A 25,858-nucleotide genomic window follows, 5' to 3' on the forward strand; every position below is an offset into this window, starting at 1 on the left:
AGCGGCAGGTCAACGACATGTTTGTGAGAAAACGCCGCCGTCCGGTATCTGAAATCAATGTAGTGCCTTACATTGACGTCATGCTGGTGCTACTGATCATCTTTATGGTAACCGCGCCACTTGTTACTCAGGGTGTAAAAGTTGATTTACCGGATGCAGAGGCTGAGGCTCTGTCTGAAGACAGCAAACCACCGCTTATTGCGTCTGTTGATGCCAGTGGACAGTACTTTCTCAATTCCGGTGAAAATCAGGATCAACCCATGTCAGCGGTCGATCTCGCTACCGTCGTCGCAGAGCAGCTCAAACTTGAGCCTAACACGCCGGTAGTGGTGAAAGGTGATGGTGCAGTACCATATAACGAAGTGGTGCAACTGATGGTGTTATTGCAGCGCGCGGGGGTGCCTTCGGTTGGACTCATGACAGAGACACCACAAGAGTAAAATCTGACAGATGAATACGTTCGGTTTTGCTATCGCCAAATCTGTTGCATTGCACACGTTGATGGGCGTGATGCTGTTTGTCAGTATGGAGTTTGCTGTCCCTCATCAACCAGAGCTGCCCTCCGAGCAGCCTATCATTCAGGCAGTTGTGATCGACCAGCAGGTTATTGAACAACAGTACCAGAAGATAGAGCAAGAGAAGCGGGCTGAACAGCAGCGCGCTGCCGATGCGGAGCGCAAGCGCCAGCAACAGTTAGAGGAACAGCGCGCAAAACAAAGAGCTGCCGAGGAAGCAAAACGCAAACGTATCGAGGCGGAAAAGCGCGAAAAAGAGCGCCAACGAAAAGAACAGGAAGAAAAACGTAAAGCGGAAGAGCAGGCACGCAAGCTGCAGGAGCAAAAGGAACGAGAAGAGCGCGCTCGTCAGGAGGCAGAGCGGAAACGTCGGGAGGAACAGGAGCGGGCGGAGCAGGAGCGTATCCTGCAAGAACAATTGCAGGCTGAGCAGGCAGCTCGACAGCAGAAACGTAATCAGGTCGTGCTTACAGAAGTACAAAAGTATCAGGGATTGATACGCCAGACCATTCAACGACACCTTATCGTAGATGAGAGTTACAAAGGTAAATCATGCCGTTTGAATATTCGTCTGGCATCTAACGGTCTGGTTACTCAGGTGCGTATTCTCGAGGGGGATACAGCACTATGCCGCGCGGCAGAGACCGCCGTGTTGAAGCCTGATACACTGCCGGTATCACCCGAGCCTGATGTGTTCGAGAAAATGAAAGATATTAATTTAACCGTGGAACCACAAAATTAATGAAGCAACTAGTCGTATTTTTCCTCATTACCCTGGCCGTGACGTTTAGTCGCAGCGGCTTTGCTACGCTTGAAATTGTGATCACCGAAGGGATTGATACTGCACGTCCTATTGCGGTTGTGCCGTTTCGCTGGCAGGGAGATGGCATGTTGCCTGAAAACCTGTCTTCTGTGATAGCCAATGATTTACGTCGAAGCGGTAAGTTTTATCCGATCCGTAACGGTCAAATGCCCCAGTATCCGGCCAGCGATGCTGAACTGGATTACAGTGCCTGGGTAAGTGCTGGCGTAGAAGCGGTGCTGGTCGGCACGATTCGACCTGATGGCATTGATCGCTACGTGGTGAGCTTTGAACTAATTGATGTGGTGCGCGGGCAGATCACCGGTGGCCAGTCTAAAGCCCTATCCGGCGGGCAGCTTGTATCTTCGAATGACCATGTACTCGAAGCCAGACAGCACGTGGTTGAAGGTAATCAGTTTCGTCAGCACGCACATTTCATCAGCGATATTGTTTATGAGGCGCTGACCGGCGAGAGGGGCGCGTTCAGAACGCGTATTGCCTATATAATGGTGCGTGACCGCGATACGTATGACTTGCCGTACCAACTGGTGATTGCGGATTACGATGGCGCTAATGAACTTGCGCTACTTTCTTCACCAGAGCCATTGATGTCGCCTTCCTGGTCGCCAGATGGAAACAAACTCGCTTATGTGAGTTTTGAAAACAAGCGTCCACAGATTTTCATTCAAGATATCTACACCATGACGCGCACGCAAATGACTAATTTCCCTGGAATTAATGGCGCTCCACAGTTTTCTCCGGACGGCCGCCAACTGGCCATGGTGTTATCAAAAGACGGTAATCCTGAGATTTACGTGATGGATATTGCTTCTCGTCAACTTCGTCGTGTGACGAATAACCGTGCAATCGATACCGAACCGACGTGGATGCCAGATGGACAAAGCCTTGTATTTAGTTCAGAACGGGGTGGCAAAGCGCAGTTATATCGCGTAAATTTAACCACTGGAAAAGTGCGTCGGCTAACGTTTGACGGAGAAATGAACCTGGGTGGGACGATTTCTCCAAACGGTAAGCAATTGGTATTGGTCAATAGGACGCGTGGTGATTATCATATCGCTCGCCAGGATTTGGAGCGCGGTAACATGCAGGTGTTAACCAAAACCTTTCTTGACGAATCGCCAAGTATCGCGCCTAATGGCAGTATGATTATTTACAGTACGCTGCACGAAGGAACACAAGTGTTGTCGCTGGTGTCATTAGATGGGCGTTTTAAAGCGCGGCTGCCGGCAGCGCAGGGGCAAGTGAAATCCCCCAGTTGGTCGCCATTTTTGTTTTAACGAAATAGTTTATTTTATCTTGATAACAATAAGGATTAAGAGGATGCAACTCAAAAAATTATTCCGTAGTCTGATCATCGTAGTTCCGGCTGTGACACTAATGGCGTGTTCGTCAGGACCCAGCGAAGAGGAATTAGCGGCGGAGCGTAACCGTGTTGCGCAAGAGCAGGCCGAAGCTGAAAGACAAGCAGCGCAAGCAGAACAGGCACGTGTGCAAGCCGCTGCTGCCGAGCGTGCGCGTCAGGCAGAAGAGCAAGCTCGTGCAGAGAAGCAGGCACTGCAGCGTGAGCAAACTGTGTACTTCGACTTTGACCGTTCTACCATTAAACCTGAATTCCGTGCGCTTCTTGACCGCCATGCAGCGTACCTGGTTAAGAACCCAGGTCAGTCTGTAGTGATTGAAGGTCATTGTGACAGCCGTGGTACTCCTGAGTACAACATTGCACTTGGCGAGCGTCGTGCGAAGGCTGTAGAGACCTATCTGAAGAACGCTGGTGTGAGCGGCTCGCAGATTTCTGTCGTGTCGTACGGTGAAGAAAAGCCAGTAGCAATGGGTACCACAGAGTACGCATTCGCACAAAATCGTCGCGGTATCGTTGTATACCAGTAAAACGAGATAACTATGCGAAAAAGCAGCATCCTAATCAGTTTGTTGCTAGTGACAGGAGCCGCAGTTAATGCGGCTCCTGCGCCTGTAACAGACGTAAATAACGGTACTCTTGAACAGCGTGTTGATGCGCTTGAGCGTATGGTAAACACGCGCGCCAACATGCAACATCAAATGCAACAGCAACTCGACACTATGCAGGAAGAGGTGGCTGAGCTGCGCGGCACGCTGGAAGTACATAATCATCAGTTAGAACAGATTCTCACTCGTCAGCGAGAGCTATACCTGGAAATCGATAAACGCGTTGAAGCACTAAAAAGCGCTGCGCCTACCACTACTGCGCCAGTGGCAGCAGTAACTCAGCCTGATGCTCAACCTGCCATGACAATGGATGAGAACAGCGCGTACGATCGTGCCGTGAATCTTATTCTTGAAGAGAAACGGTACGATGAAGCGATTCCAGAGTTTCAGACGTTTTTGCAGAACTTCCCCAATTCCAGCTATGCGGCAAACGCACATTATTGGCTAGGACAATTGCTATTCAACAAGCAGCAATGGGGAGACGCAGCATCGCACTTTGAGTCGGTGGTAAACAATTATCAGGACTCATCAAAGCATGCTGACGCGATTTTGAAGCTTGGCATGGTTGAGCAGCGCCGAGGCAATCTTGCCAGGGCAGAGCAGCTGTTTCAGCAAGTGATGTCTCAATATCCTGATTCATCTTCCAGCCGACTGGCGGAAACGCGTTTGCAAGCAGTTCGTCAGGGCGGTTAATTGTTCGTCGGAGTGCTCACAAAGTGTGCGCTCGGTTTGGATTTTAAATTAATCTGACGTTTTCGCTTGCACCTGAAAAGGAAATGAGTATTATATGCCGCCGTCGCCAAGGTCGGTGACAGACTAAAGAAGAAGGGTCGTTAGCTCAGCTGGTAGAGCAGTTGACTTTTAATCAATTGGTCGCTGGTTCGAATCCAGCACGACCCACCATTCTTCTAAGCAAAATCATTTAATCTCTCCGATTTTTTCAAAGACATCCTAGTTGGGAGTGTGGGGTGAGAACCAGCTCGTTCGACAAAAGCGCCTGGAGCACTTTTGAACATCGCGCAAGCGATGGCCCGAAGGGCGGAGGACAGGATGTCCGGAGTAATCCAGCACGACCCACCATCTCCTCGCTTGGTCAGTCGTTCATCACTTTCCGAGTAATTACCCATTACTCGAAATCTTCTGCGAAGACCGTTCTTCACCCAGCACGACCCACCATCTTTTCTCAAATCAGTCTCACAGTAACAAACATCCATGTGATTAGTGCCAGCCTCAACATCCATGTTGAGTCGTTCATCACTTTCCGAGTAATTACCCATTACTCGAAATCTTCTGCGAAGACCGTTCTTCACCCAGCACGACCCACCATCTTTTCTCAAATCAGTCTCACAGTAACAAACATCCATGTGATTAGTGCCAGCCTCAACATCCATGTTGAGTCGTTCATCACTTTCCGAGTAATTACCCATTACTCGAAATCTTCTGCGAAGACCGTTCTTCACCCAGCACGACCCACCATCTTTTCTCAAATCAGTCTCACAGTAACAAACATCCATGTGATTAGTGGCAGCCTCAACATCCATGTTGAGTCGTTCATCACTTGGTTATTCAAGTACGTCCAATTTTTCTAACAGATAGACCCATTTCTCAAATTATGCGTACAAGACACTTGTGAAGCGCAGCTAGCGCGCCCATATACTTATTGTTTAACTTTTATGACGCTGTTGTATAATCCACAGCCTTTTTCGAATCGAGTAGCGAGACGTATCATGACGCAAGCCCTGCGAGTAGCGCCCATAGACTATCCGTTCCCGGCAAAGCCAAAGCCGTTGAGCATTGAGCGGCAGCAGCAGCTTCGCGAAGAGATTAAGTCGCTTTTGATACAAAGAAACGCCGTGCTGGTTGCGCACTACTACACGGATCCTGAAATTCAGGCGCTTGCAGAGGAAACCGGTGGCTGTATCTCTGATTCCCTGGAGATGGCACGTTTTGGTAGAGATGCTGAACAGCAGACATTAATCGTTGCCGGCGTGCGCTTTATGGGCGAGACCTCCAAAATTCTGAGCCCAGATAAAACGGTGTTGATGCCAACGCTCGAAGCGACATGCTCACTTGATTTGGGCTGTCCAGAAAAAGAGTTTTCAGACTTTTGTGATGCTCACCCCGACCATACTGTTGTAGTCTATGCAAATACCTCAGCGGCGGTTAAAGCCAGAGCAGATTGGGTAGTCACTTCAAGTATTGCGCTTGAAATTGTTGAACATCTGGATGCGCAGGGTAAGAAAATCATCTGGGGACCAGACCGTCATCTGGGCAACTACATCGCCAAGAAAACTGGCGCTGACATGCTGATGTGGCAAGGCGAGTGTATTGTTCATGACGAGTTTTCATCGCAAGCGCTGCGGGACATGAAACATCTTCACCCTGACGCTGCGGTTTTGGTGCATCCTGAATCACCTGCCAGCGTAGTGGAAATGGCTGATGCAGTCGGTTCTACAACACAATTAATCAAAGCGGCAAGCGAGCTGCCAAACGATAAATTCATTGTTGCAACAGACAAAGGCATTTTCTACAAGATGCAGCAACAACAGCCGAATAAGACCTTCATCGAAGCCCCTACCGCTGGAAATGGCGCTACCTGTAAGAGCTGCGCTCATTGCCCGTGGATGGCGATGAATGGCCTGGAAGCGATTCATAGCGCACTGACTGATACTTCGGGCCACGAAATTTTCGTAGACGATGCACTTCGTGAAAAAGCCTTGATACCTCTAGACAGGATGTTGGCTTTCTCAGCAGAGTTAAAACTGCGCAGCGGGGCAGGGCGCTGAGCAACGATTAGACAGGCATTGGTTCAGAAGGGAATTTTCCTTGATTCACATGCTTGAATTCCCTAATATACGCGGCGCTTCGGCAAGTTCAGAATTTGGAGAGATGGCTGAGTGGCTGAAGGCGCACGCCTGGAAAGTGTGTATACGTTAATAGCGTATCGAGGGTTCGAATCCCTCTCTCTCCGCCAAAACACAAACCCCGCTTTTGCGGGGTTTTTGTTTTTGGACCGTAGAGGATTTGATGAGAACCCTTGGTTCGACAAAACCGCTGGGAGCGGTTTTGAACGCACGAAGTGCGGCCCGAAGGGCGAAAGGCAGGACGCCTGAAGTAATCCCTCTCTCTCCGCCAAAACACAATCCCCGCTTTTGCGGGGTTTGTGTTTTTGAGAGTAGAAGAGCTTCTCTTCACAAACCTTTCACTTTATTGCTGCTACACTGGATGCATAAATAACAGGTATCAACAGACGATTTATCAGATGAACCTAAACCAAGTTACTCTGCCCGTTAAAGAGATGAAACAGGCGGTGGAGTTCTACCAAACATTGGGTTTTACTCTCATCGTCGATACGCCGCACTACGCCAGGTTTTTATGTCCAGAGGGCGATGCGACCTTTTCGCTGAGTTTAGATAACTCCGATTTTAGCAATGGAACGGTGGTGTATTTCGAACATGCAGAGCTAGATAACTGGTGCAAGGCATTAAAAGGTAAAGGCATCGTATTCGACCAGGAACCTACAGATCAGCGCTATCTCTGGAGAGAAGCCATTTTGCACGATCCTTCAGGAAACAAGATTAAGCTTTATTGGGCGGGGGAAAATCGCATCAATCCACCGTGGAAAGTTAAAAATAAGTGAAGATAAACAATAACCCGTCAGACAGATGAGGTTACATTCTATCTAGCTTGCCTGCGCAATTTTCTTTTTATACGCCGACGGTGTGCACTCCATCACTTCTTTGAATGCCTTATTAAATGTCACTCTGTTGCTAAACCCTGACTCCAAGGCAATGCGTTCGAGAGACCATGATTGATTTGGCTCTTCAATCAATTCCAATGCATGTTGAACACGATAACCATTAATAAGCTTATAAAAGTTTGTTTTCATGGCCTGATTAATGACTTGCGATAACGTGTGGGCTTTAATCCCCGTCGCTTTAGCTAAATCTGTTAATGTTAGCTTGTCTTTGAGATATAGCTGTTGTTGCTTAATCTGTTTTTCAAGCTCCTGTGACAATACCTCACTGGTACTATCGGGCAATGCAGAGTGCAGATATTTAACATTGGTATCGCCGCGGGTATCGGATGCGTCTGGTTGAATTTGTTGCTCGGCGAGTTTGCACTCTTCTGGTGTGAATACCAGTCCCGGCTGTTGCAAGCCGATATAGCCAATCGCTAAAACCATAAATCCGACAAATAATAGCCATATATCCGATACTGCATTTAATGTTAACAACCCCATCGTCTGCTGCGCGGCAAACAATCCTACCCAAAGTAATTCAAGCAGGAAAAACGCTGCGACCATAAACTGCATATTGGCAAGGATGAATGTGCTGTTGTCTGCTCTCAGCTTGCTAGCAGCCGCTTTAAACCTGGAAATAACGCGCCAACTGGCGAACAGATAAATACCTAAATGGACTTTGATTGACAGTAGTAATGCAATGGCAATAACAGGCAGTTCGCTACTGGACGTGTTTAATGCCGAGCTCCACATCATGATTTTGGCATCCATATGCTGGAATACCGAAGGTGCATTAAGGCACCAGATTGCCAGAGCAGGAATAAAATTCGCAATAAGTAATGCAGGTGGTAAGGGAGGTTTACCACTGACCTGTCGAACGTACATCCACAGCATTGGGCCAATCCATAACACCATGTAAGGAATAAAATCCATAATGTGGGCCACATAGGTGTACAGCCCGGTATACAGCGCGCCTCCCTCAAACAATTTATAACAGATAATAAATGCAATAACGGTAAGCCACCGGGTTGGTGACGTGCGAGATGATTTATTCCATAGAGCGAAGGCCAGCATCAGCGCGTGGCTGCATGCAATGAAATAAATTACGCCAAGGAAAGTGTTGTCCATCTTTTAGTTTATTGCCGTCTGCTTATGTTGTTAAGCATAGGGGAAAATTAACAGAAAAAGGTAAACCTCAGCCGACGTTATCACAAATAATCTGTGGCTCGTTAGCTTATTCATACGTCATTAATACACGAGACTTTTTTATGAATAAGCTGGCGCTGTTTCTTTACTTCACCATGCTCTTTACTCCCTATCTGTTTGTTGGGGAAACACTGGCTAGTAGCGGAGCTGAACATACCCAATATTATCGGCATATTATGTTCCGCGAGACCCCATACGCTGTCTATCGAGGGATCCACCAATTGCATACCGATGATAGCCATAATGTTGCTCTCTATGCATTTGATTACGATGCGCAGGGCCGGATAAAAGAAATCAGCTATCAGATAAATGGCAACATGATTAATGCCAACGAAGTATGGGATTCTTTTATCTGGTTTGCACCGAAGGTGAAAATTAACTATCAGCCGGGCAAAGAGGTCCACACTTATTATGACAGTAATGACCAGCAGATATCAGCGCACGGCAATGTTTATCAGGCAGTCTATACGTTAGATGAAGACAATAACCGAGTGAGCCTGCATTTCTACGATAAACAGGGCGAGCCATCTGAAAATGCGTGGAATATCCATCGTTATCAATGGCGCACCGCCGATGGCAAGGTGTTCGAAAAAAGATTCAACCTGCTGGATGAACAGCAACCTATACGCCCGCAATTTACTTTTTATGAGGTCGAGCTCGAGTATGACCAGGATGGCAAACTGGCATTTGTGCGAAACCTGGGATTAACCGGTCAACCTACCAATAACGAAAGCGGCGCCGGCATTGACCGTATCGTGTACGACCAGGAGGGTAATTTTTCACGATGGATGGTGTATGACAAAGACGGCAATCCGGTCGAGGGAAATCGTCCCATGGTGCATATTGGTGAGCACCTTTACGACGCTTTTGGCAATAAAGTAGGCATGCGAGGGTTTGATCGCAAGGGTAAACGCATTCCTTTTAGCTGGGGTGCCTATGAACATAAGCTTGCGTATAACGAGTTTGGCAATCAGGTCAGTCACATCATGTTCAAAAGTGACGGCTCCTTCGACCGTCATCTGACGCTTGAATATAGCGATGAAAATACACACATCACCTGGCTGAAGTCATTGGATGAACATGGACAGCTTACAGCCAGCCCTATGCTCGGAGGCGCAGCCGCATTACGTTACGTGTACCAAAATGATGGGACACGTCAGCGTGAGCTTTTCAGTGCGGATATGACGACGTTTTCGCCGTCTGTGCAAGAAGATACTGAGTAACGTGTAGCTATGATGGGATTGTTTGGCAGGACGGCACTAGCTTTGTGGGTAAGTGCAACAATCATTTCGCCTTCTTCGCAAGCTATGTCAAATAGTTGGGCGATAGAGGATATTGAAGCCGAGGTCAATAGAGTCGCGTTTTTATCACCGCGACTGGCGTTTTCAGACTGGTTACAGGAACAACAGTCACTGGCACGCGTGAGTCTCACGGATATCAGTCGCTGGCAACGCATGCGGGAAAACATTGCGCCAGGAAAGGGTTGCGCTCGGGTCAGGCATGACAATCTACAGCTGCAACTAAACTTGCTGCGGAATCGAACAAGACTGTTATCGACGCTTCCCAACGATACTGAATACACGGGGGTGATGTCGAATTTGCCTGATGGTAAGGAGTGGTACTCACATTGGCTAAATAGTTGGTTGATGATGGCGTCTGATGGGCCGCTGTCAGAAGCGCACATTCTCACCTTACAGCACATTGCACAGCAAGAGCTTGAGAAGGTGCATCCGCAGTATCTAAGCTTGCAAGCACAAGCAATTCAGCAACAAATGCCGCCTTTTACACGTCATCAGCATGATGCAATTCGCCAGGCACTGCTCGAAAGAGCGCAAGTCGTCAATAAGCATCTGGAAAATGTGTTTGGCGCATTACCAGCCATTCCAGATGTGTCTATCAGGGCGTCATCCTTACCCGAAAGCTTTCCTGCCCCTGGCATTTATAACGATGCCACGCAGACGTTTTATTATCACTTCACCGGCCACACTCTGCCTGCCGAAAGTCTTGACTGGCTATACCTGCACGAGGCGGTGCCCGGTCATCATATGCAGTATGTGGTGGCAAATAGCGAACCACTCTGTGAGAGCGCTGGTATCGCTCGCTTTCCACCGGTTACTGCAGAGGGCTGGGCAGCCTATGTGGAAACTCTCGGTCAGCAGTTAGGCCTGCTGCAGCATCCGGCGAGTTTGTTATACGCCTATGAATGGCGCCAGCTACGCGCACTCAGAGTGCTCATCGATATCGGTGTTCATCGTGAGCAATGGAGCGACCGGCGGGCATTAACCCTGTGGCAGCAGTATTTGCCTGAACGCATGGATATTGGTGCCCGTGAACTGGCGCGGATAAAACGCTGGCCTGCACAGGTAATTACCTATGTGTATGGGAAATACCAGATTGAACAGGCTATCAAGCAGGCGCTAGACAGCGGCTATTCTGCTGTCGAGGCCCATCATATGATTCTGCGCTTAAGTAATCAGCCATCCATCTCAGCACAAACAGTTTCCTATTTTTTAACACGGAGAAAATCTTTTTGAATACAGCAGCCTTCCAGTCAGTATCAGCGGTGTTACTTGCCGCAATAGTCACAGCGTGCAGTGTCGCTCATGCAAAAGAGCACACGCTGCCCAGAAGTACCTTACTCGGCATCATGCCTGCACAAACCAGCCAGGGTGAGCCGGTCGTTCTGCAACGTATCGTGCCGCGCAGCACCGCTTCAGCCATAGGCCTGAAAGCGGGAGACACCCTTGTGTCTATCAATCAGCAGCCTATTGGCGAATTTTCTGATGTCCTTGACACGATCAGGCCGCTTACTACCGGCCAAGAAGTCTCTGTAACCCTGCAACGTGATGGTAAAACGCTAACGGTGTCGGGTGAGATGCACCCTCGACCTTTTGAAGAGAGTGCTCATGCAGAGGTGTTGTATGAATCCGTCAGCTATACGGGAAATGTACTGCGTTCGATAACCTATAAACCTGCAACTGCTTCACTACAGACAAAGGCACCGGCGATATTTTTCATTCAGGGCTATACCTGCGGCTCTATCGATATGGGGATGATGCCAAATGCCACCACTAAACAATTAGTTGAGCAGTTTGCTAAAGCCGGGTACGTGGTATTCCGGGCTGAAAAGCCGGGTGTCGGCGACAGCCAATCCGACCAACACTGTGCAGACATCGACTTTACTACTGAAACCACTGCGTTTATTGAGGCGCTGCGCGCTCTTAAACAAAAGCCATATGTTGATACCAACCATATCTATTTATGGGGGCACAGTCTCGGCGTGCTGCATGCACCTGTAGTAGCCAGCAATGAGCCCGTTGCCGGGATAATCGGCTACGGCGGCGTGCTCAAACCCTGGTATGACTACATGCTGGATATTTACTATGAGCAGTCGGTGAAACACTTTAATGCCTCACCGTCACAAGCCAGACGTAATAAAGCCATTATGCAGCCTGTTTTGGATATGTGGCTGAACAGCGATGCCCCGTGGTCTGACGTAAAGACGCATAAAGCCACTCAAGCAGCGGTTGATGCGGGGTTGGTCAGCATTCGTGATACGCAAATCTTCGACCGGCATTACAGCTTTTTCAGAGATCTTAACCAGTACGACTTTGCATCAATGTGGCAACAACTGGATGTGCCGCTTCTGATGATGCACGGCAGCCTGGATATTCAGGCAATCGACAAAAAATGGGCGTTCGACCTCGTGTCGCTGTCGTCACATCCACAGAGTCAGGCTTTGGAGGTTGAGGGAGCGGAACATGCTTTCATGCTCTATGCATCAGCGTCTGACTACAGACAAGCGCAAGCTCAAGGAACATTTAACCCGGCAGAGCCAGACGGACATTATGATCCTCGACTCGTTGAGCACAGCCTGAACTGGCTTGCAGCGCTGCAAACCGGTAAAAACTAAGCTCACTCAAGTGGCAACAGCGATACCGGTGGAAGAGTGACTAGTCGTAAACAGTAAGGTTGCGACCGTCACTCTTGGCCTGGTAAAGCCGAGCATCAGCCAAAGAGATCGCTTTATCGATAGAGGGAGACTCATCATGAGTACTTACGCCAGCACTGATTGTGATCTGTAAGGGCTTATTGCCCACTGAGAATGGCTCAGAGGCAATCAGTTCACGTAACTTATCGGCAAGTGTGAATGCATCATGCTTGCCGGTCTCTGGCAAAATAAAAATAAACTCCTCTCCGCCCCAGCGACCAACAATATCCTGATGACGGATATGCTGTCTGAATCGTCTGGTTAGCTCTACCAACACCTTATCGCCGGCATCATGTCCGTACATATCATTGACGCTTTTAAATTTATCCACATCCACTAACACGATGGCAAAGGGCTTGTTTGAGCGTTCGCTTCTTGCCAGCTCATAGTCCAGACTAGCGCGAATCCCTCTTCTATTTGGTAGGGCGGTGAGTGTGTCCTGTGTTGCCTGTTGCTCAAATTCATCACTTAGCTGTTGAATGAACTGATATGACTGCTGCCGTGAATATTCATAAAAGCCGGCCAGAAAGGTGAGTGTCATGTACGAGTACAGCAGGCGAGTTTTAAACTCGTAACTGTAGGTCGCTGCAAGTAGCCCTTCAGCGGGCACAAACATGATTACGGACAGAGCAATAATGAAAATGATATTCACGACAAGCCCTGCACGCAGTCCGGCCATGAACATGGCAACCGGCGGTACCAGAAATATCCACAAAGGCCCGGTATTATTATTCCCGCCTGAATGCACGAGATAGATCATCAATGCAACCAGGCTAAACAGTAAGATACTGCCTGACACGTCGTGCCGTCTCGAATTTTGCGACAGGCGCTGATACAGGCGCGTGATATAGAACAGGATGGTTGCCGTCAGTAGTGAAAAACCGAGTACGTTATCCCCTGACAGCAAGGCTCTTACGCTAAGCAACAACGTAATAGAAAAGCCCACCAGTCCGAACAAGTTAATCACATAGATTTTGCGATTGGCTTCCGGTGAGAGCTGATTACTGACGCCAGCGCTCAGGTATTGACGTAGTGGCGAGATGACGATGTGGTTAAATGCTGACTTAGCTTTCATTAACGATGCGACTGACGTCGCCGGCCAGTTCTTCAAGCAGGGAGTTCATCAGCGCAACCGCGTGGGCAAAGCCATCCTGCTGCATTGACCTGGTATAGTGGAACGACTTAGTGACAATGGCCTCGCCTTGTTGTTGCACCCAATATTGACCTTTTAAAATGACTTCCCCACGCTCATTTGGCAGAAAGTCATCTATCTGCACCGTGATAGAACGGTCAAGTGCAGAAGCGCCTGGCGAAGTTGAGGCAATCATCCCGTGCTGTTCACTCTGCTGATTAAACTGCTGAACCAGTACCCGAGGAATACTTTTCGTTATAGGCTCTGACCAGATATCCAGACTGGCATAATGTAACTGATGGGGCGCGGTCTGCATGACCAGACTGGATTGTTTAAGATAATCGGCTAGTCGCACGGGTTGCAGAACCCACTTTGTTCTGGTGCTCAGGTCACTACTACAGCAGTCTGGTGAGCTCAATACATAGTACTTAAAGGTTGCAGGGGCTGAAGAGCAGCCAAGCAAGAATAAAAAGGCCAGTGCGGATACCAGTGCTCTAATCATTATTATCTCCATTACTGGCCGACGTTGAACGCTTAGGGAACACGGCGTGCTGGGTATCGCCGGTAAATATCAAACTGTTCGGGGTGTGGTTTAACTGTAATAAAATCGGCTGCAAATCATTCAGCATGGTCTGGATTGCACTCAGCGTATCATTGATTTCCAGGTTGGTTGGTGAGCCGTCCGAATAACCCGCCAGTAAAGTTTGCATCTGTTGCAAGGTTTTATTCAGGTTGCCATTTAATTGCTGGGAATTAATTCCGCTGAGGGTGGATTCAAACGCCTGACTGGTTTGTCGAACCGATGCGGCGGACGAAGACACATTTGCCATGACTTCCTGTAAGTCTGCTAACACGTCCTCCAGAGGCATGTTGTTGAGTTTATCCAGCAGGGATTCCATTTTTTGGGTAATTTGTGCAAATTCATCAGACAGGGTGGGGATCACGTCATATTCGGCAAGTTTGACTAACTCGACATCCGGCGTGTCAGCAATATGCTGTAACTCAACATATAATCCTCCGGTGATAAGGTTGCCAATACGCAGTCTTGCACGCAGATCGTTGTTAACCCAATGCATGATTTGCTCTCTGACAAATTCCACTCCTTGTTCGTTATCTTGCTGTTGTACCCTGCCGGGATAGATTTTTATCAACACGGGGATGCTGTATTCCTCATCCAGAATACTGCCGGGGATGGATATGGGAGGATTAATTTGCGCCACCTCACCAATTTCAATGCCACGATACTCAACAGGGGCACCGACGGTCAGGCCTCGTACTGTCTCATCAATCAGTAAGATAAATTCTGCGGCCAGATTAAATCGCGCGTTTGAGGCTGACTCATAGTCGCGATAAATATCAAAAAACGCCCGTTTGGTGATTTGCTGGCCGGACGCCATACCCTCAGGAATACCAAAGGTGACGCCATTTGTTAATAGTGTCTCCAGACTACCAGTCTCTATATTCACACCACTGGCGCTGAGCTCAAAGCGCACGCCACTGGTATTCCAGAACCTGGTGTTTTCAGTAATCAGTTTGTGATACGGCGCTTCAATGAACGCGTTGTAGTACACAATGCGCTCTTCAACGTTAAAGTAGATATCTTCAAACTCACCGACTTTCAGGCCCTTATAAACAATGGGGTCGCCCTCTTTGAAAGCGAATTCATCGTCGCTGTTGAGAGTGACATGCAAGCCAGGCGTGCCAGGTGGCGTGACGGGTGGGCGTTCCAGGGCAATGAATTCATACTGCTCCTGCCCTTCCTCGCTGGGCTCCATGGCAATATATCGGCCGGACAACAGAGTGCTAAGACCACTTACTCCAGTGATGGATACGCGCGGTGCGATAACCCAGAATTGGGTGTTTTCAGTCAGCAAATGGGCCGCAGAGGGGTCAATGCGTGCGGTGACAATAACGCCGGATAAGTCCGGCTTAAGTTCGATTGCCTTGACCACACCTACGTCAAAGTCTCTTGCTTTGATTGACGTTTTGTCCACTTCAATGCCGGTGGCAGAAGAGAACTCAATGGTGATTAATGGGCCCTGATTACTCCATTGGTAATACACAATCCACAGCCCGATCAACAATGCTACCAGCGGTATCAACCAGACTCGGGATATGCTCCTGACCGGCTGAATGTCTGCCATCGGCAGTTCGTCGCCCGGTGTGATTTGCTCACTCATTGTAGTTCCTTGTACGCCAGATCAGTCTGGTATCAAATGTCATCGCTGCCAGCATGGTGATAAATACGACGGCGCAAAACGCCAGGGCAGCAGGGCCCGGGTAAATCGACATGGTGTTACCTAGCTGGATTAACGCCACCAGGATCGCCACTACAAAAACGTCGACCATTGACCATCTGCCAATAAACTCCGTAACCCGGTAAAACTGTATCCTGCTCAAGGCGTTATCTTCAAGTCCCTTTTGCACTGACAGGTTGAGCCAGGCCAGTGTGATCAGTTTTGCCACCGGTACGAGAATGCTGGCGACAAATATCACAATCGCAATGGGATAGGAGCCCATCTGCCATAACAATACAACGCCGCCAATGATGGTACTGGGTTCATCCTGCCCGAGCCAGCGCGTAGTCATAATAGGCATCATATTCGCCGGTATGTAAAAAATAACGGCAGTTAACAGCAGCGCCCAGGTGCGTTGAATGCTCTCGCTGGCAGGCACTTTTGCATGCGCAGCGGGCATACTGGCCACACCTACCAGACGCTGATATAAGTGAAATCGGTCCATATAGTAGGACATGGCGACCATGCACAGGGTGAACAGAACATAAGCATAAAATGAAGGCCCCATCTCAATACTGGCCAGGGTTCTGATCTTGACCAGACTGACCAGCACGCTGATCAGAAATATTTCAGCCATGCTCCAGGGCAGCAGTCGATATACCCAATCCAATACCGACTTTGCTTTGTACGGAGATCGCTGTGACGGTCTGGGAAACAGTAGGTACACCATCCCCACTAGCACAATAAAGGGCAGTGCCAGAATAGCCACTCCAGTAATGATCGCCAGTTCAACATAGTTGTTGGCCACCAACACCTTTAACGCGCTCAGCAGATTGATTGACTGGGCATTACCATTGGCTTCAAAGGACATGAATTCATAAGGCACGGATAGCAGCAGAAATACCAGTGCGGAGAGTGCAAATGCCAGTACATATTGCTGCGCTTTTTGTCTATACACAAACAGTTGTAAACCGCAGCGTGGGCACACCGCCTGCTGACGATCGGCGAGCTCCGGCAGACAGACTTCAAATTCGCATTCGCGACATTGGACCTGCTGTTCACAGCTGTGGGGGGATGATTGCACGGTTATGGTGGTGTTCGCGTTATTTTTTCATTAAGCATACACCTAAATAACGCTGCGCCATAAAAAAAGCGGCCTTTTGGCCGCTTGTCTGACAATTCATTCAAGATTAGTAACTTGCATTGCCTGGTGTACGGGGGAACGGGATCACGTCGCGTACATTTTGCATGCCTGTAACGTAGGCAACCAGACGCTCGAAACCAAGCCCAAAGCCGGCGTGCGGCACGGTGCCATAGCGGCGTAGATCGCGATACCAACCATAGTCTTCTTTATCTAGCCCCATCTCTTCAAGACGCTCGTCAAATACGTCAAGACGTTCTTCACGCTGTGAACCACCGATGATCTCGCCGATCCCAGGAGCCAGCACATCCATTGCAGCAACGGTTTTACCGTCATCGTTAAGGCGCATGTAGAAGGCTTTAATATCTTTCGGATAGTTCTTCATGATGATTGGCGCACCCACGTGCTCTTCTGCCAGATAACGTTCATGCTCGGAGGCCAGATCGATACCCCACTCAACAGGGAACTCAAACGTCTTGCCACAGTTTTTCAGGATCTCAATGGCGTCGGTATAGTCCATGTGCACGAAATCCTGTTCAATCACCTTCTGCAACCGGGTAATGGCATCTTTTTGAATGCGCTGGGCAAAAAACGCCATATCATCCGCACGTTCCTCAAGTACAGCTTTAAAGACGTACTTCAGCATATCTTCCGCCAGGGAAGCGATGTCAGATAAGTCAGCAAATGCCACCTCAGGCTCGATCATCCAGAACTCAGCCAGGTGGCGGCTGGTATTTGAATTCTCGGCTCTGAACGTAGGACCAAAGGTGTACACCTTTGACATCGCATTACTATAGGTTTCAACGTTAAGCTGGCCCGAAACGGTCAGGAAGGTTTCTTTACCAAAGAAGTCTTCACTGAAATCCACGTCGCCTTTATCTGTTGTAGGCGGGTTGAGCATATCCAGTGTTGATACGCGGAACATCTCGCCAGCGCCTTCAGTATCGCTGGCAGTGATGATCGGCGTACTGATCCAGAAGTAACCACGCTCATGGAAAAACCGATGAATTGCCTGTGACAGACAGTTGCGAACCCGCGTTACCGCGCCAATTACATTAGTGCGTGGGCGCAGATGAGCGTGTTCGCGCAAAAACTCAATGCTGTGGCGTTTTGCGGCCATTGGATAGGTGTCTGGGTTCTCTACCCAGCCCAGCACTTCGATGCTTGTTGCATCTATTTCCCACGCTTGCCCTTTGCCTTCAGACGCTTTCACAGTGCCTGTCGCACTGACAGAGCAGCCTGTGGTCAGCTTCTGAACCTGATCGTAATTCGGCAAATTATTCAACGCGATGACTTGAAGAGGATCGAAACAGCTGCCGTCATGCAATGCCACGAATGACAGCCCGGCTTTTGAGTCACGGCGGGTTCTTACCCATCCTTTGACGGTGACTTCTTCTCCCTCGGCAACTTTGCCAGCAAGAACATCCACCACAGGGGTGTGCGTCATGTTAATTTCTCCACATAATATTTGAATAATTTGCTACATCACTGTGCCTGCACGGTCAGATTTGACGCTGTAGACACAGGGTGTGTAATCTTACTTAGCTGACACTAAGACACAAGTAAAAATACCGCCAAAACCACCCATGACAGAGCAAAATAATCAATGGCAGGGCGAAGAGCGTCGTCAATTGCCAAGACATCGGGATATATTGTACAAAACCGTCGTTGGTTTGAGCGTGTTAGCATGGGTTGGTCTCATTATCGCCCTGGTACTATTTCATTTTGCACGACCCGAATTAAGTACCGGTGTGCAAGAGTACTGGGGGGTAAAAGCACGGCAGGGGTGGGATCGTTCGCTCGCCGCGGGATTGTTGTGGACGCTGCGTACCTGCCTGATATTAAGCTTGTTGAGTATTGTGCTTCGGCTGCGCCGTACTCGCAGAAAACAAGACCGTTTTGGCATAAGCCTCGTTTTATTGTCTATCATTGTTATCGTGAGCCTGGTGACACTGAATGTGTCTCTTGGCACAATCTGAAACTCCCAGGTGGGTGATGCCCAGCGTGAATACTACAAAGCTACTCAGGTTCGTGTTACGAGGTTACCCGGCTCTTGCCGTTATCACAGTGGTGCTAATCGTATGGCAGCACTTTGGAATGAATATCGCTTATCAGGTTTTTCCAAACGAAAACGTTGACGTTGAGTTATACATGGATGGCATCAACGAAGGGCTTTCCTCAGCATCTCTGCTACCAGACTCAGATAGCTTACGCATTGACTGCAATATTGTTGCTGTACAAAACACTCATGCATTTTGTGGTTTACAGATAAACCTGTCCGGTGCTTTGGATGTAAATCGCTACGACGAGCTAAATGTCGGTCTTGAGTTTGCGTCCTCGCTCGAAGATACCACCATGGTCTATCTGGTCAATGCTGAGCCCGACGCAGACACCGCGAGTCATGAAAGAGCAAATCTGCGCACGGTATTTGTCGAGCAGCAAAGTGCCACATTTGCGTTGCCGATTCGCTCCTTTAGCGTGCCGTCCTGGTGGTTGCTGAACAATCCGACGGATGAATTAAAAGGTGAACCTAATCTTGATAATGTCGTCAAACTGCGCATTACAAGCGGCGATAATGAAATGTCGCGCACCCAGACCATCGGCATTCACCATCTCTCTTTGAGCGGAAAATATCTATCTAACAGTGAACTCTATCTGACACTGCTAACACTTTGGGTATCGCTTAGCCTCGCTTATGCTGGCGTATTTTATAAAAAGCTATATGACGAATCGCGTGAAATGAAGGCGCGTTCGGAGCAGTTACAGCGGGTCAATTCTTTCCTGGATCATGAAAAAGACAGATACAAAAAGATGGCCGTCACGGACCCGTTGACCGGAGCACTTAATCGCTCAGGGTTGGGTAAGATAATCGAAGAGACGATACACGATTTCGTCGAAAATAATCAGCCCAGTGCGATGATCCTGATAGATATAGATAACTTTAAGGTCATCAATGATACCCATGGTCATGACGTAGGCGACGTAATATTGAAAGACCTTGTTACTCTGGTGTCTAACAATATTCGTTCTTCAGATGAGTTGGCTCGTTGGGGAGGGGAGGAGTTTGCAGTAATTTGTCCGCGCACCGAATGTGATGAAGCACGACTGCTCGCCAAAAAGCTCAGAAACGCTATTGAGCTTCATCGATTTGAAATAGGGCAGGTAACTTGCAGTTTTGGTGTAAGTGGAATTGATAAAAATGTGGAAACCTGGTTCAAAGCGGCGGATCGCGCGCTTTATGAATCCAAACGCGCGGGCAAAAACCGGGTGACGGTGGCAGGTTAAGCCAACGCTCTGTAAATAGCGTCTGTCAGTTGCGTTAGCTGCTCAGAAGTGATCACATAAGGCGGCATAATATACACCAGCTTACCAAAGGGGCGTATCCATACGCCTGATTCAACGAAGCGTTTTTGAATACTTGCCACATCTACGGCGGCGCGACACTCGACCACGCCAATTGCACCCAGAACCCTTACATCCGCAACGGCTGGCAGGCTGAGGCACGGTGCTAATTCGACTTTAAGCTGTTGCTCAATGGCTGGGACCTGTTGTTGCCATTGTCCCTGTTGAATTAGCCCGACACTAGCACTGGCCACCGCGCAGGCCAGTGGGTTGCCCATATAGGTTGGACCGTGCATAAATACGCCAGGCTCGCCCTGACACACACCAACGGCAACGTCTTCTGTACAGAGTGTCGCGGCCAATGTCAGATAGCCACCGGTCAGTGCTTTACCCAGACACAAAATATCCGGACTGATCTGTGCGTGATCGCAGGCAAACAGCTTGCCCGTGCGACCAAACCCTGTGGCAATCTCGTCGCAAATCAACAGGATCTGATAGTCATCACATAGCTGTCTGGCACGACGCAGATATTCTTTATGATACATACGCATGCCGCCAGCGCCCTGCACAATAGGCTCCAGAATCAGCGCGGCAATATCGTTGTGATGTTGACTGATCAGGTCTTCGAGCGGCGCAATGTCGTCCTCATTCCAGACCTGATCAAAGCGCGTTTGTGGTGCAGGGGCGAACAGCTGGTGGGGCAAGACCTTGTTAAATAAACTGTGCATGCCATTGACAGGATCGCACACCGACATCGCATTGAAGGTGTCGCCGTGGTAGCCGTTGCGCAGGGTAACGAACTTATGTTTCGCGCTGTTGCCCTGACAGGCCCAATATTGCAGCGCCATTTTCATCGCTACCTCAACACTGACCGAACCAGAGTCTGCCAGGAATACTCGCTCAAGGCCGGACGGTGCAATGTCCAAGAGCTGTTTGCACAGTGTGATAGCCGGTTGATGAGTAATACCGCCGAACATGACGTGCGACATTTTATCGATCTGGTTTTTAGCAGCATCATTCAATACTGGGTGATTGTAGCCATGCACAGCTGCCCACCAGGATGACATGCCATCAACAAGTTCCCGCCCGTCTGCAAGTTTCAGCATCACGCCGCTGGCACTCTCTACTTCGTAGCAGGGTAGGGGATTAAGCGCAGACGTATATGGATGCCAGATATGCTGCTTATCAAATTCAATATTGTTCAAATTATAACCGTTAGTAAACTTTTGTAAATGGTCAGAGTTGACAAGTGGTGCTGCGCGCCTAGACTAAGCGAGTCATTTTTCCTTGTAAAGAGTCATTCATGTCAGTTTCGTCTCCTGAGCTTCGCCACGATTGGAGTGTAGAAGAAGTCCAAAGCCTGTTTTCATTGCCGTTTAACGATCTCTTGTTCAACGCGCAAAGTATTCACAGAAAGTACTTTGATCCCAATCAGGTGCAGGTATCAACGCTGCTATCGATAAAGACCGGCGCGTGTCCGGAAGATTGCAAATACTGTCCGCAAAGTGCGCGCTATGATACCGGACTGGAAAAAGAACGCTTACTTGAAATCGAGAAAGTTATCGAACGTGCCCGCGAAGCCAAAGCGACCGGTTCAACCCGTTTTTGTATGGGGGCGGCATGGCGTAACCCGAAAGACCGAGATATGCCTTATGTCATCGACATGGTCAAAGAGGTAAAAAAGCTCGGCCTGGAAACCTGTATGACCCTGGGCATGCTGACTCGCGAGCAGGCCGTTGCGCTCAAGCAGGCAGGGCTGGATTACTATAACCATAATCTGGATACCTCGCCTGAATTTTACGGCGATATTATTTCAACTCGGACCTATCAGGACCGACTCGATACCCTGTCACATGTGCGCGATGCGGGCATGAATGTGTGCTCAGGCGGTATTGTTGGTATGGGCGAGTCGGCCGGCGATAGAGCCGGGCTGCTGGTACAACTGGCAAATTTGCCAAAGCACCCGGAAAGTGTGCCTATAAACATGCTGGTAAAGGTCAAAGGCACGCCGCTTGACAGTGTTGATGATCTGGAACCATTTGAGTTCATCCGCACCATCGCCGTGGCCAGAATTATGATGCCCCAGTCGTATGTGCGCCTGTCCGCAGGTCGTGAAGCGATGAACGAGCAGATGCAGGCATTGTGCTTTATGGCTGGTGCCAATTCCATTTTCTACGGTTGCAAGCTGTTAACCACATCTAACCCGGAAACCAATGAGGATGTGCAACTGTTCAGGAAGTTAGGCATTAACGCCGAGCGCAGTCGTGACTACTCTGATGAAGCCTACGTGGCCGCTCTGCAGGATGAAATCAGTGAGTCTGAGACGTCGCAGCAGGAGCCACTGTTTTACGATGCCACACAGAAGGCCTCGCGTCAGACAGAACAGGCCTGATGGCATTCGATTTTATTAAAACATCGCTCGCCAGTAGGGCAGAACAAGGACTGCTACGCAAGCGTAGTATCGTACAGAGCGAGCGTGACGGTATCGTCGAAATTGATGGCCGGCACTATTTAAATTTCGCGAGCAATGACTATCTGGGCATGCGCCAGCACCCCGATGTGCTGCAGTCTTTTGCCGAAGGGCTAGCTAAATATGGCAGCGGCAGTGGGGCATCGCCACTGGTAACCGGTTACAGTGATGCGCATGATGCGCTGGAGCAGTTCATTGCAAAGACGCTTGGCTATTCCAGAGTACTGCTGTTCTCTTCAGGCTTTGCCGCCAATCAGGGCGTGTGTCAGGCATTATTTTCTGCTAGCGGCACGATTGTCTCAGACAAGCTGATGCACGCTTCGTTCATTGATGGCGCCTTGTCCTCCAACGCGCAGCTCTCGCGGTTTCGACACAATGACATGTCACACTGCGAGGCGCTGTTGGCAAAGGCCGAGGGTGATGTACTGCTTGCGACGGAAGGTGTGTTCAGTATGGATGGCGATACGGGCCGTATCGGCGAACTTGGTGAACTGGCAAGTGCTCACGGTGCGTGGCTGATGGTAGATGACGCCCATGGATTTATGACCAGCGAAACCATCCATCCCTCTACCAGTGCAGACATTTACATGGCGACCTTTGGCAAAGCCGTAGGGACGGCAGGTGCCTTTGTTGCCGGCAGTGACGACCTGATTGACTACCTGATGAATTTTTCAAGGCATTACATATATAGCACCGCCATGCCGGCCGCACAGGCCTGCGCGACCCTCGCCAGTATCAAGCTGATAATGAGTGAAAAACCCTATCAGCGATTGGCTGAAAATATTGCCTATTTCAGGCATGGAGCAGTCCAACGGGCATTACCGATTACCAAGAGTGAGTCCGCTATCCAGCCTGTTATCATCGGTTGCCCTAAGCGCACCGTAGATATCAGCGAACGCCTGCGTGGTCTGGGAATATGGTGCGGTGCAATGCGCACGCCCACGGTACCGAAAGGCAGCGATCGTTTACGCATCACCTTGTCAGCACTGCACAGTCAGCAGGACATCGATGCATTGCTGGACGCGTTGGCGCTAGTGATTGAACCTGTCAGGCAGGATGAAGCATGCCAGAGCTAAAGCAGCGCATCGCCCGCCAGTTCAGCCGTGCGGCGACAATGTACGACAGGTTTGCCGATATTCAGGCTGATATTGCGTTTGATGCATTATCACTTCTACCGGGATGCGATGGCACCTTGCTGGATATCGGCTGTGGTACCAGTCGTTATGCAAAACAGCTACTAAGCAAATGCAGCCATATGCTTGGTGTTGACCTTGCCTATGGCATGCTTAGCCAGGCTCGCGACTCGGTGTCCAATGCTGACTGGATCTGTGCTGACGCGGAGGATCTGCCATTGGCAGCACAGTCAGTAAATGGCGTGTTTTCCAGCATGGCGCTGCAGTGGTGCAGCAGCGCTGAACAGGCCATGCTCGAGTGTGCAAGAGTCATGCGACCTGGCGCACGAGGCACGCTAGCGATCATGAGTGCAGGCTCATTCACTGAATTACATAAATGCCGTCAGATGATCGATGGTCAGCTGCTTGGTAATCGCTTTTTTGACAGCCAGCATTGGCATTCAGCGGCGGAAAAAGCGGGATTAAGAACGGCAAGCCATACTCGCGCTTATACCAGTTGGCATCCTGATATACTGTCGTTACTCAATTCAATACGTCACATCGGTGCCAGTACTCTGACCCAAACCGATCACAGACCGCTTAATCGTCGTTCTTTGCTGCGACTCGAGCATGAATATGAGCAGCACTTTGCCAAAAATGGCAGATTGCCCCTGACCTACAATGTGACATTTTTACAGGTGATAAAAAACCATGAGTGAAGCAAGTCCTATATCTTTTTTTATTACCGGTACCGACACCGATGTAGGCAAAACAGTAGTCTCTACGGCACTGTTGAAAACGCTCAACTCACAAGGTCTGAAAACGGCTGCTTACAAGCCGGTGTCAGCCGGTTGTTTGGACACAGAGCAGGGCTTACGCAATGCGGACGCTTTGGCTATGCTGGAACATTGTAGTGTCAACCTGAGCTACGAAGAGGTGAATCCCATTGCCTTTGCCGACCCGGTAGCTCCTCACCTGGCTGCTCATCGTGTCGGCCAGCCCATTGAGTTTGCTGCCATTACGCGGGGATATGAACGCCTGGTCGCAAAACAGCCGGATGTGATTGTGGTAGAAGGTGCTGGTGGCTGGCGACTGCCGCTTGAACAAGATGCGTATTTATCCAGTTTTCCGATGCTGTTTGATATGCCGGTGATTTTGGTGGTGGGCATGCGCTTAGGGTGTCTTAATCATGCCTTGCTCACCTGTGAAGCTATCCAGCAGGACGGCCTGAAACTGGCAGGCTGGGTAGCCAATGAAATCGACCCGGGTATGGCATATCTGGAAGATAATCTGGCCGCGCTGACACATTTGTTGCCAGCGCCGCTTCTGGGCCATATTCCCTTTTTGGCCAATACAGGTGACGCCTCAGGTTTTCTGAACCAGCGCCTGCTAGTTGATATTGAGTAAATGGCTCAGATCCTGTCCGGGCGCTATCGCGGATTGCGACTTATCTAGAAACATCACGCCAGCCTCGGCACCCAGCAGGGTGAGACTGTCCCCTTTGCGCTGCAACGCGGTGCCCTCTCTAATGCCGATTACCGGCATGTTTGGTTCCAGTGTGCAAAATTCGCTGATTCGCTCGGCTCGCGTTTCGCCGTTATGTCCGGGGGGGATGTAATCGGTGTAATGCGGATTAAGCTGAAAAGGCACCAGATTCAGTGCTTCGAATGATGGTGGCTGAATAATCGGCATATCGTTTGTGGTACGAATGCTGTTACCACAAATGTTAGAGCCTGCACTCCAGCCGATATAGGGTGTACCTCGTAGTGCGACCTTTTTTAACGGCTCAATAAGGTTATTTACATAAAGTTCATTGAGCAGATTAAAGGTATTACCGCCGCCTACCATGATGGCGTCTGCATCCATAACTGCCTGTTGTTTGTCCGCGCACTGGTGCAAGCCTCTAATTTCCAGATCAGGTAATGCCCGCTGCACTTTGTCCGTATAGTCGTCCCAGCCTATGGATACGCCAGCAAAGGGCACAAAAATCGCGCGCTTCACATCGCCTAAATGGGCATGGAACATGGCAACGGCGTGTTCCAGATACTCTTCGTTACCTCGTCTGGAACTGCTTAACATCAGAACATTTAGCACAGGTAAGGGTCCCCTTATTGTTTTAATTGATTGGTAAAGCGGATTATAGGCCGATACACTACTCAACCAAACCGTAAGTTGCACATTT

The 25,858-nt window shown here is 49.4% G+C and carries 24 protein-coding genes, 2 tRNA genes and 1 other RNA gene; 19 read left to right on the top strand and 8 right to left on the bottom strand.

The genetic code is table 11. From position 1 onward, the window contains the following. The first annotated feature begins 17 nt into the window (after window positions 1-17). From tolR to G441_RS0100270, 10 genes are all read left to right on the top strand, one after another. Window positions 18-440, top strand: coding sequence for a protein TolR (tolR, locus tag G441_RS0100225; RefSeq protein WP_026374498.1), 423 nt, complete (start codon window positions 18-20; stop codon window positions 438-440). Window positions 441-450: 10 nt separating this feature from the next. Next, the gene (gene tolA / locus G441_RS0100230; RefSeq protein WP_026374499.1) at window positions 451-1,257 is read left to right on the top strand and encodes a cell envelope integrity protein TolA; all 807 of its coding nucleotides are present in this window, start codon (window positions 451-453) and stop codon (window positions 1,255-1,257) included. Beyond that, window positions 1,257-2,615, top strand: coding sequence for a Tol-Pal system beta propeller repeat protein TolB (gene tolB / locus G441_RS0100235; protein WP_026374500.1), 1,359 nt, complete (start codon window positions 1,257-1,259; stop codon window positions 2,613-2,615). The genes tolA and tolB overlap by 1 nt, the downstream gene beginning before the upstream one ends. A gap of 43 nt (window positions 2,616-2,658) precedes the next feature. Next, window positions 2,659-3,225 (top strand): peptidoglycan-associated lipoprotein Pal, encoded by a 567-nt coding sequence (gene pal, locus G441_RS0100240; protein WP_026374501.1) that lies wholly within the window; start codon window positions 2,659-2,661, stop codon window positions 3,223-3,225. Between the two features lie 12 nt (window positions 3,226-3,237). Continuing rightward, window positions 3,238-3,996, top strand: a complete 759-nt coding sequence (ybgF, locus tag G441_RS0100245) for a tol-pal system protein YbgF (RefSeq protein WP_026374502.1) — start codon at window positions 3,238-3,240, stop codon at window positions 3,994-3,996. Window positions 3,997-4,130: 134 nt separating this feature from the next. After that, window positions 4,131-4,206, top strand: a tRNA-Lys gene (locus tag G441_RS0100250). A 44-nt stretch (window positions 4,207-4,250) separates the two neighbouring features. Beyond that, window positions 4,251-4,383: non-coding RNA, RtT sRNA (locus G441_RS19450), on the top strand. Window positions 4,384-5,030: 647 nt separating this feature from the next. Further along, window positions 5,031-6,089 carry a quinolinate synthase NadA gene (gene nadA / locus G441_RS0100260; protein WP_026374504.1) on the top strand — a complete coding sequence of 353 codons (1,059 nt, stop codon included), beginning with the start codon at window positions 5,031-5,033 and terminating at the stop codon, window positions 6,087-6,089. Between the two features lie 97 nt (window positions 6,090-6,186). Then, window positions 6,187-6,277 (top strand) — tRNA-Ser (locus G441_RS0100265). A 288-nt stretch (window positions 6,278-6,565) separates the two neighbouring features. Next, on the top strand, window positions 6,566-6,943 hold the full coding sequence (locus G441_RS0100270; RefSeq protein WP_026374505.1) for a VOC family protein: 378 nt from the start codon (window positions 6,566-6,568) through the stop codon (window positions 6,941-6,943). A 42-nt stretch (window positions 6,944-6,985) separates the two neighbouring features. Here G441_RS0100270 and G441_RS0100275 read toward each other — a convergent pair whose 3' ends face one another. Continuing rightward, entirely contained in the window at window positions 6,986-8,173 is a 1,188-nt protein-coding gene (locus tag G441_RS0100275; RefSeq protein ID WP_026374506.1) for a helix-turn-helix domain-containing protein, read from the bottom strand. A 140-nt stretch (window positions 8,174-8,313) separates the two neighbouring features. Here G441_RS0100275 and G441_RS0100280 point away from each other — a divergent pair, with 140 nt between their 5' ends. Genes G441_RS0100280 through G441_RS0100290 form a run of 3 tightly spaced genes read left to right on the top strand, consistent with a single transcriptional unit; the run spans window position 8,314 to window position 12,164 of the window. Then, window positions 8,314-9,474 carry a hypothetical protein gene (locus tag G441_RS0100280; RefSeq protein ID WP_026374507.1) on the top strand — a complete coding sequence of 387 codons (1,161 nt, stop codon included), beginning with the start codon at window positions 8,314-8,316 and terminating at the stop codon, window positions 9,472-9,474. A gap of 9 nt (window positions 9,475-9,483) precedes the next feature. Next, window positions 9,484-10,785: a DUF885 family protein gene (locus tag G441_RS0100285; protein ID WP_084407219.1), complete on the top strand. Its 1,302-nt coding sequence runs from the start codon at window positions 9,484-9,486 to the stop codon at window positions 10,783-10,785. After that, complete coding sequence (locus G441_RS0100290; protein ID WP_026374509.1) at window positions 10,782-12,164, top strand: PDZ domain-containing protein; 1,383 nt, start codon at window positions 10,782-10,784, stop codon at window positions 12,162-12,164. The genes G441_RS0100285 and G441_RS0100290 overlap by 4 nt, the downstream gene beginning before the upstream one ends. A 40-nt stretch (window positions 12,165-12,204) precedes the next feature. Here G441_RS0100290 and G441_RS0100295 read toward each other — a convergent pair whose 3' ends face one another. The 5 genes from G441_RS0100295 to asnS form a co-directional block, all read right to left on the bottom strand. Then, window positions 12,205-13,317, bottom strand: coding sequence for a GGDEF domain-containing protein (locus G441_RS0100295; protein ID WP_051275223.1), 1,113 nt, complete (start codon window positions 13,315-13,317; stop codon window positions 12,205-12,207). Further along, a complete protein-coding gene (locus tag G441_RS0100300; protein WP_026374511.1) occupies window positions 13,307-13,876 on the bottom strand; it encodes a PqiC family protein in 570 nt (189 codons plus the stop codon). Before G441_RS0100300 ends, G441_RS0100295 begins: the two co-directional genes overlap by 11 nt. Next, the gene (gene pqiB / locus G441_RS0100305) at window positions 13,869-15,554 is read right to left on the bottom strand and encodes an intermembrane transport protein PqiB (RefSeq protein ID WP_051275224.1); all 1,686 of its coding nucleotides are present in this window, start codon (window positions 15,552-15,554) and stop codon (window positions 13,869-13,871) included. Before pqiB ends, G441_RS0100300 begins: the two co-directional genes overlap by 8 nt. Then, window positions 15,547-16,695: a paraquat-inducible protein A gene (locus G441_RS0100310; protein WP_240485058.1), complete on the bottom strand. Its 1,149-nt coding sequence runs from the start codon at window positions 16,693-16,695 to the stop codon at window positions 15,547-15,549. Before G441_RS0100310 ends, pqiB begins: the two co-directional genes overlap by 8 nt. A 106-nt stretch (window positions 16,696-16,801) precedes the next feature. Then, a complete protein-coding gene (gene asnS / locus G441_RS0100315; protein ID WP_026374514.1) occupies window positions 16,802-18,199 on the bottom strand; it encodes an asparagine--tRNA ligase in 1,398 nt (465 codons plus the stop codon). A gap of 139 nt (window positions 18,200-18,338) precedes the next feature. Here asnS and G441_RS0100320 point away from each other — a divergent pair, with 139 nt between their 5' ends. Together G441_RS0100320 and G441_RS0100325 are read left to right on the top strand one after the other, a co-directional pair. Next, window positions 18,339-18,731 carry a hypothetical protein gene (locus G441_RS0100320; RefSeq protein WP_026374515.1) on the top strand — a complete coding sequence of 131 codons (393 nt, stop codon included), beginning with the start codon at window positions 18,339-18,341 and terminating at the stop codon, window positions 18,729-18,731. Window positions 18,732-18,756: 25 nt separating this feature from the next. Further along, entirely contained in the window at window positions 18,757-20,037 is a 1,281-nt protein-coding gene (locus G441_RS0100325; protein ID WP_169726027.1) for a GGDEF domain-containing protein, read from the top strand. Here G441_RS0100325 and bioA read toward each other — a convergent pair. Then, window positions 20,034-21,299, bottom strand: a complete 1,266-nt coding sequence (gene bioA, locus G441_RS0100330; protein ID WP_026374517.1) for an adenosylmethionine--8-amino-7-oxononanoate transaminase — start codon at window positions 21,297-21,299, stop codon at window positions 20,034-20,036. The two genes, G441_RS0100325 and bioA, sit on opposite strands and share 4 nt — an antisense overlap. A 98-nt stretch (window positions 21,300-21,397) precedes the next feature. Between bioA and bioB the strand changes: the two genes are divergently transcribed. Genes bioB through bioD form a run of 4 tightly spaced genes read left to right on the top strand, consistent with a single transcriptional unit; the run spans window position 21,398 to window position 25,083 of the window. Further along, the gene (bioB, locus tag G441_RS0100335) at window positions 21,398-22,486 is read left to right on the top strand and encodes a biotin synthase BioB (RefSeq protein ID WP_026374518.1); all 1,089 of its coding nucleotides are present in this window, start codon (window positions 21,398-21,400) and stop codon (window positions 22,484-22,486) included. After that, a complete protein-coding gene (locus G441_RS0100340; RefSeq protein ID WP_026374519.1) occupies window positions 22,486-23,640 on the top strand; it encodes an aminotransferase class I/II-fold pyridoxal phosphate-dependent enzyme in 1,155 nt (384 codons plus the stop codon). Before bioB ends, G441_RS0100340 begins: the two co-directional genes overlap by 1 nt. Next, complete coding sequence (locus G441_RS0100345; RefSeq protein ID WP_026374520.1) at window positions 23,628-24,395, top strand: methyltransferase domain-containing protein; 768 nt, start codon at window positions 23,628-23,630, stop codon at window positions 24,393-24,395. The genes G441_RS0100340 and G441_RS0100345 overlap by 13 nt, the downstream gene beginning before the upstream one ends. Continuing rightward, window positions 24,388-25,083 carry a dethiobiotin synthase gene (gene bioD / locus G441_RS0100350; RefSeq protein WP_026374521.1) on the top strand — a complete coding sequence of 232 codons (696 nt, stop codon included), beginning with the start codon at window positions 24,388-24,390 and terminating at the stop codon, window positions 25,081-25,083. Before G441_RS0100345 ends, bioD begins: the two co-directional genes overlap by 8 nt. On the opposite strand, the gene pepE is transcribed toward bioD, so the two are convergent. Next, window positions 25,066-25,755, bottom strand: a complete 690-nt coding sequence (gene pepE, locus G441_RS0100355; RefSeq protein ID WP_026374522.1) for a dipeptidase PepE — start codon at window positions 25,753-25,755, stop codon at window positions 25,066-25,068. The two genes, bioD and pepE, sit on opposite strands and share 18 nt — an antisense overlap. Window positions 25,756-25,858: the final 103 nt, after the last annotated feature.

The organism is Aestuariibacter salexigens DSM 15300, from assembly GCF_000429145.1.
Lineage (GTDB): Bacteria > Pseudomonadota > Gammaproteobacteria > Enterobacterales > Alteromonadaceae > Aestuariibacter > Aestuariibacter salexigens.

Bases quoted from the DNA above. Each gene is read 5' to 3' on its own strand.
- tolR (WP_026374498.1), top strand. From the start codon at position 18: ATGTTTGTGAGAAAACGCCGCCGTCCGGTATCTGAAATCAATGTAGTG.
- tolA (WP_026374499.1), top strand. From the start codon at position 451: ATGAATACGTTCGGTTTTGCTATCGCCAAATCTGTTGCATTGCACACG.
- tolB (WP_026374500.1), top strand. From the start codon at position 1,257: ATGAAGCAACTAGTCGTATTTTTCCTCATTACCCTGGCCGTGACGTTT.
- pal (WP_026374501.1), top strand. From the start codon at position 2,659: ATGCAACTCAAAAAATTATTCCGTAGTCTGATCATCGTAGTTCCGGCT.
- ybgF (WP_026374502.1), top strand. From the start codon at position 3,238: ATGCGAAAAAGCAGCATCCTAATCAGTTTGTTGCTAGTGACAGGAGCC.
- nadA (WP_026374504.1), top strand. From the start codon at position 5,031: ATGACGCAAGCCCTGCGAGTAGCGCCCATAGACTATCCGTTCCCGGCA.
- G441_RS0100270 (WP_026374505.1), top strand. From the start codon at position 6,566: ATGAACCTAAACCAAGTTACTCTGCCCGTTAAAGAGATGAAACAGGCG.
- G441_RS0100275 (WP_026374506.1), bottom strand. From the start codon at position 8,173: ATGGACAACACTTTCCTTGGCGTAATTTATTTCATTGCATGCAGCCAC.
- G441_RS0100280 (WP_026374507.1), top strand. From the start codon at position 8,314: ATGAATAAGCTGGCGCTGTTTCTTTACTTCACCATGCTCTTTACTCCC.
- G441_RS0100285 (WP_084407219.1), top strand. From the start codon at position 9,484: ATGATGGGATTGTTTGGCAGGACGGCACTAGCTTTGTGGGTAAGTGCA.
- G441_RS0100295 (WP_051275223.1), bottom strand. From the start codon at position 13,317: ATGAAAGCTAAGTCAGCATTTAACCACATCGTCATCTCGCCACTACGT.
- G441_RS0100300 (WP_026374511.1), bottom strand. From the start codon at position 13,876: ATGATTAGAGCACTGGTATCCGCACTGGCCTTTTTATTCTTGCTTGGC.
- pqiB (WP_051275224.1), bottom strand. From the start codon at position 15,554: ATGAGTGAGCAAATCACACCGGGCGACGAACTGCCGATGGCAGACATT.
- asnS (WP_026374514.1), bottom strand. From the start codon at position 18,199: ATGACGCACACCCCTGTGGTGGATGTTCTTGCTGGCAAAGTTGCCGAG.
- G441_RS0100320 (WP_026374515.1), top strand. From the start codon at position 18,339: ATGACAGAGCAAAATAATCAATGGCAGGGCGAAGAGCGTCGTCAATTG.
- bioB (WP_026374518.1), top strand. From the start codon at position 21,398: ATGTCAGTTTCGTCTCCTGAGCTTCGCCACGATTGGAGTGTAGAAGAA.
- G441_RS0100340 (WP_026374519.1), top strand. From the start codon at position 22,486: ATGGCATTCGATTTTATTAAAACATCGCTCGCCAGTAGGGCAGAACAA.
- G441_RS0100345 (WP_026374520.1), top strand. From the start codon at position 23,628: ATGCCAGAGCTAAAGCAGCGCATCGCCCGCCAGTTCAGCCGTGCGGCG.
- bioD (WP_026374521.1), top strand. From the start codon at position 24,388: ATGAGTGAAGCAAGTCCTATATCTTTTTTTATTACCGGTACCGACACC.
- pepE (WP_026374522.1), bottom strand. From the start codon at position 25,755: ATGTTAAGCAGTTCCAGACGAGGTAACGAAGAGTATCTGGAACACGCC.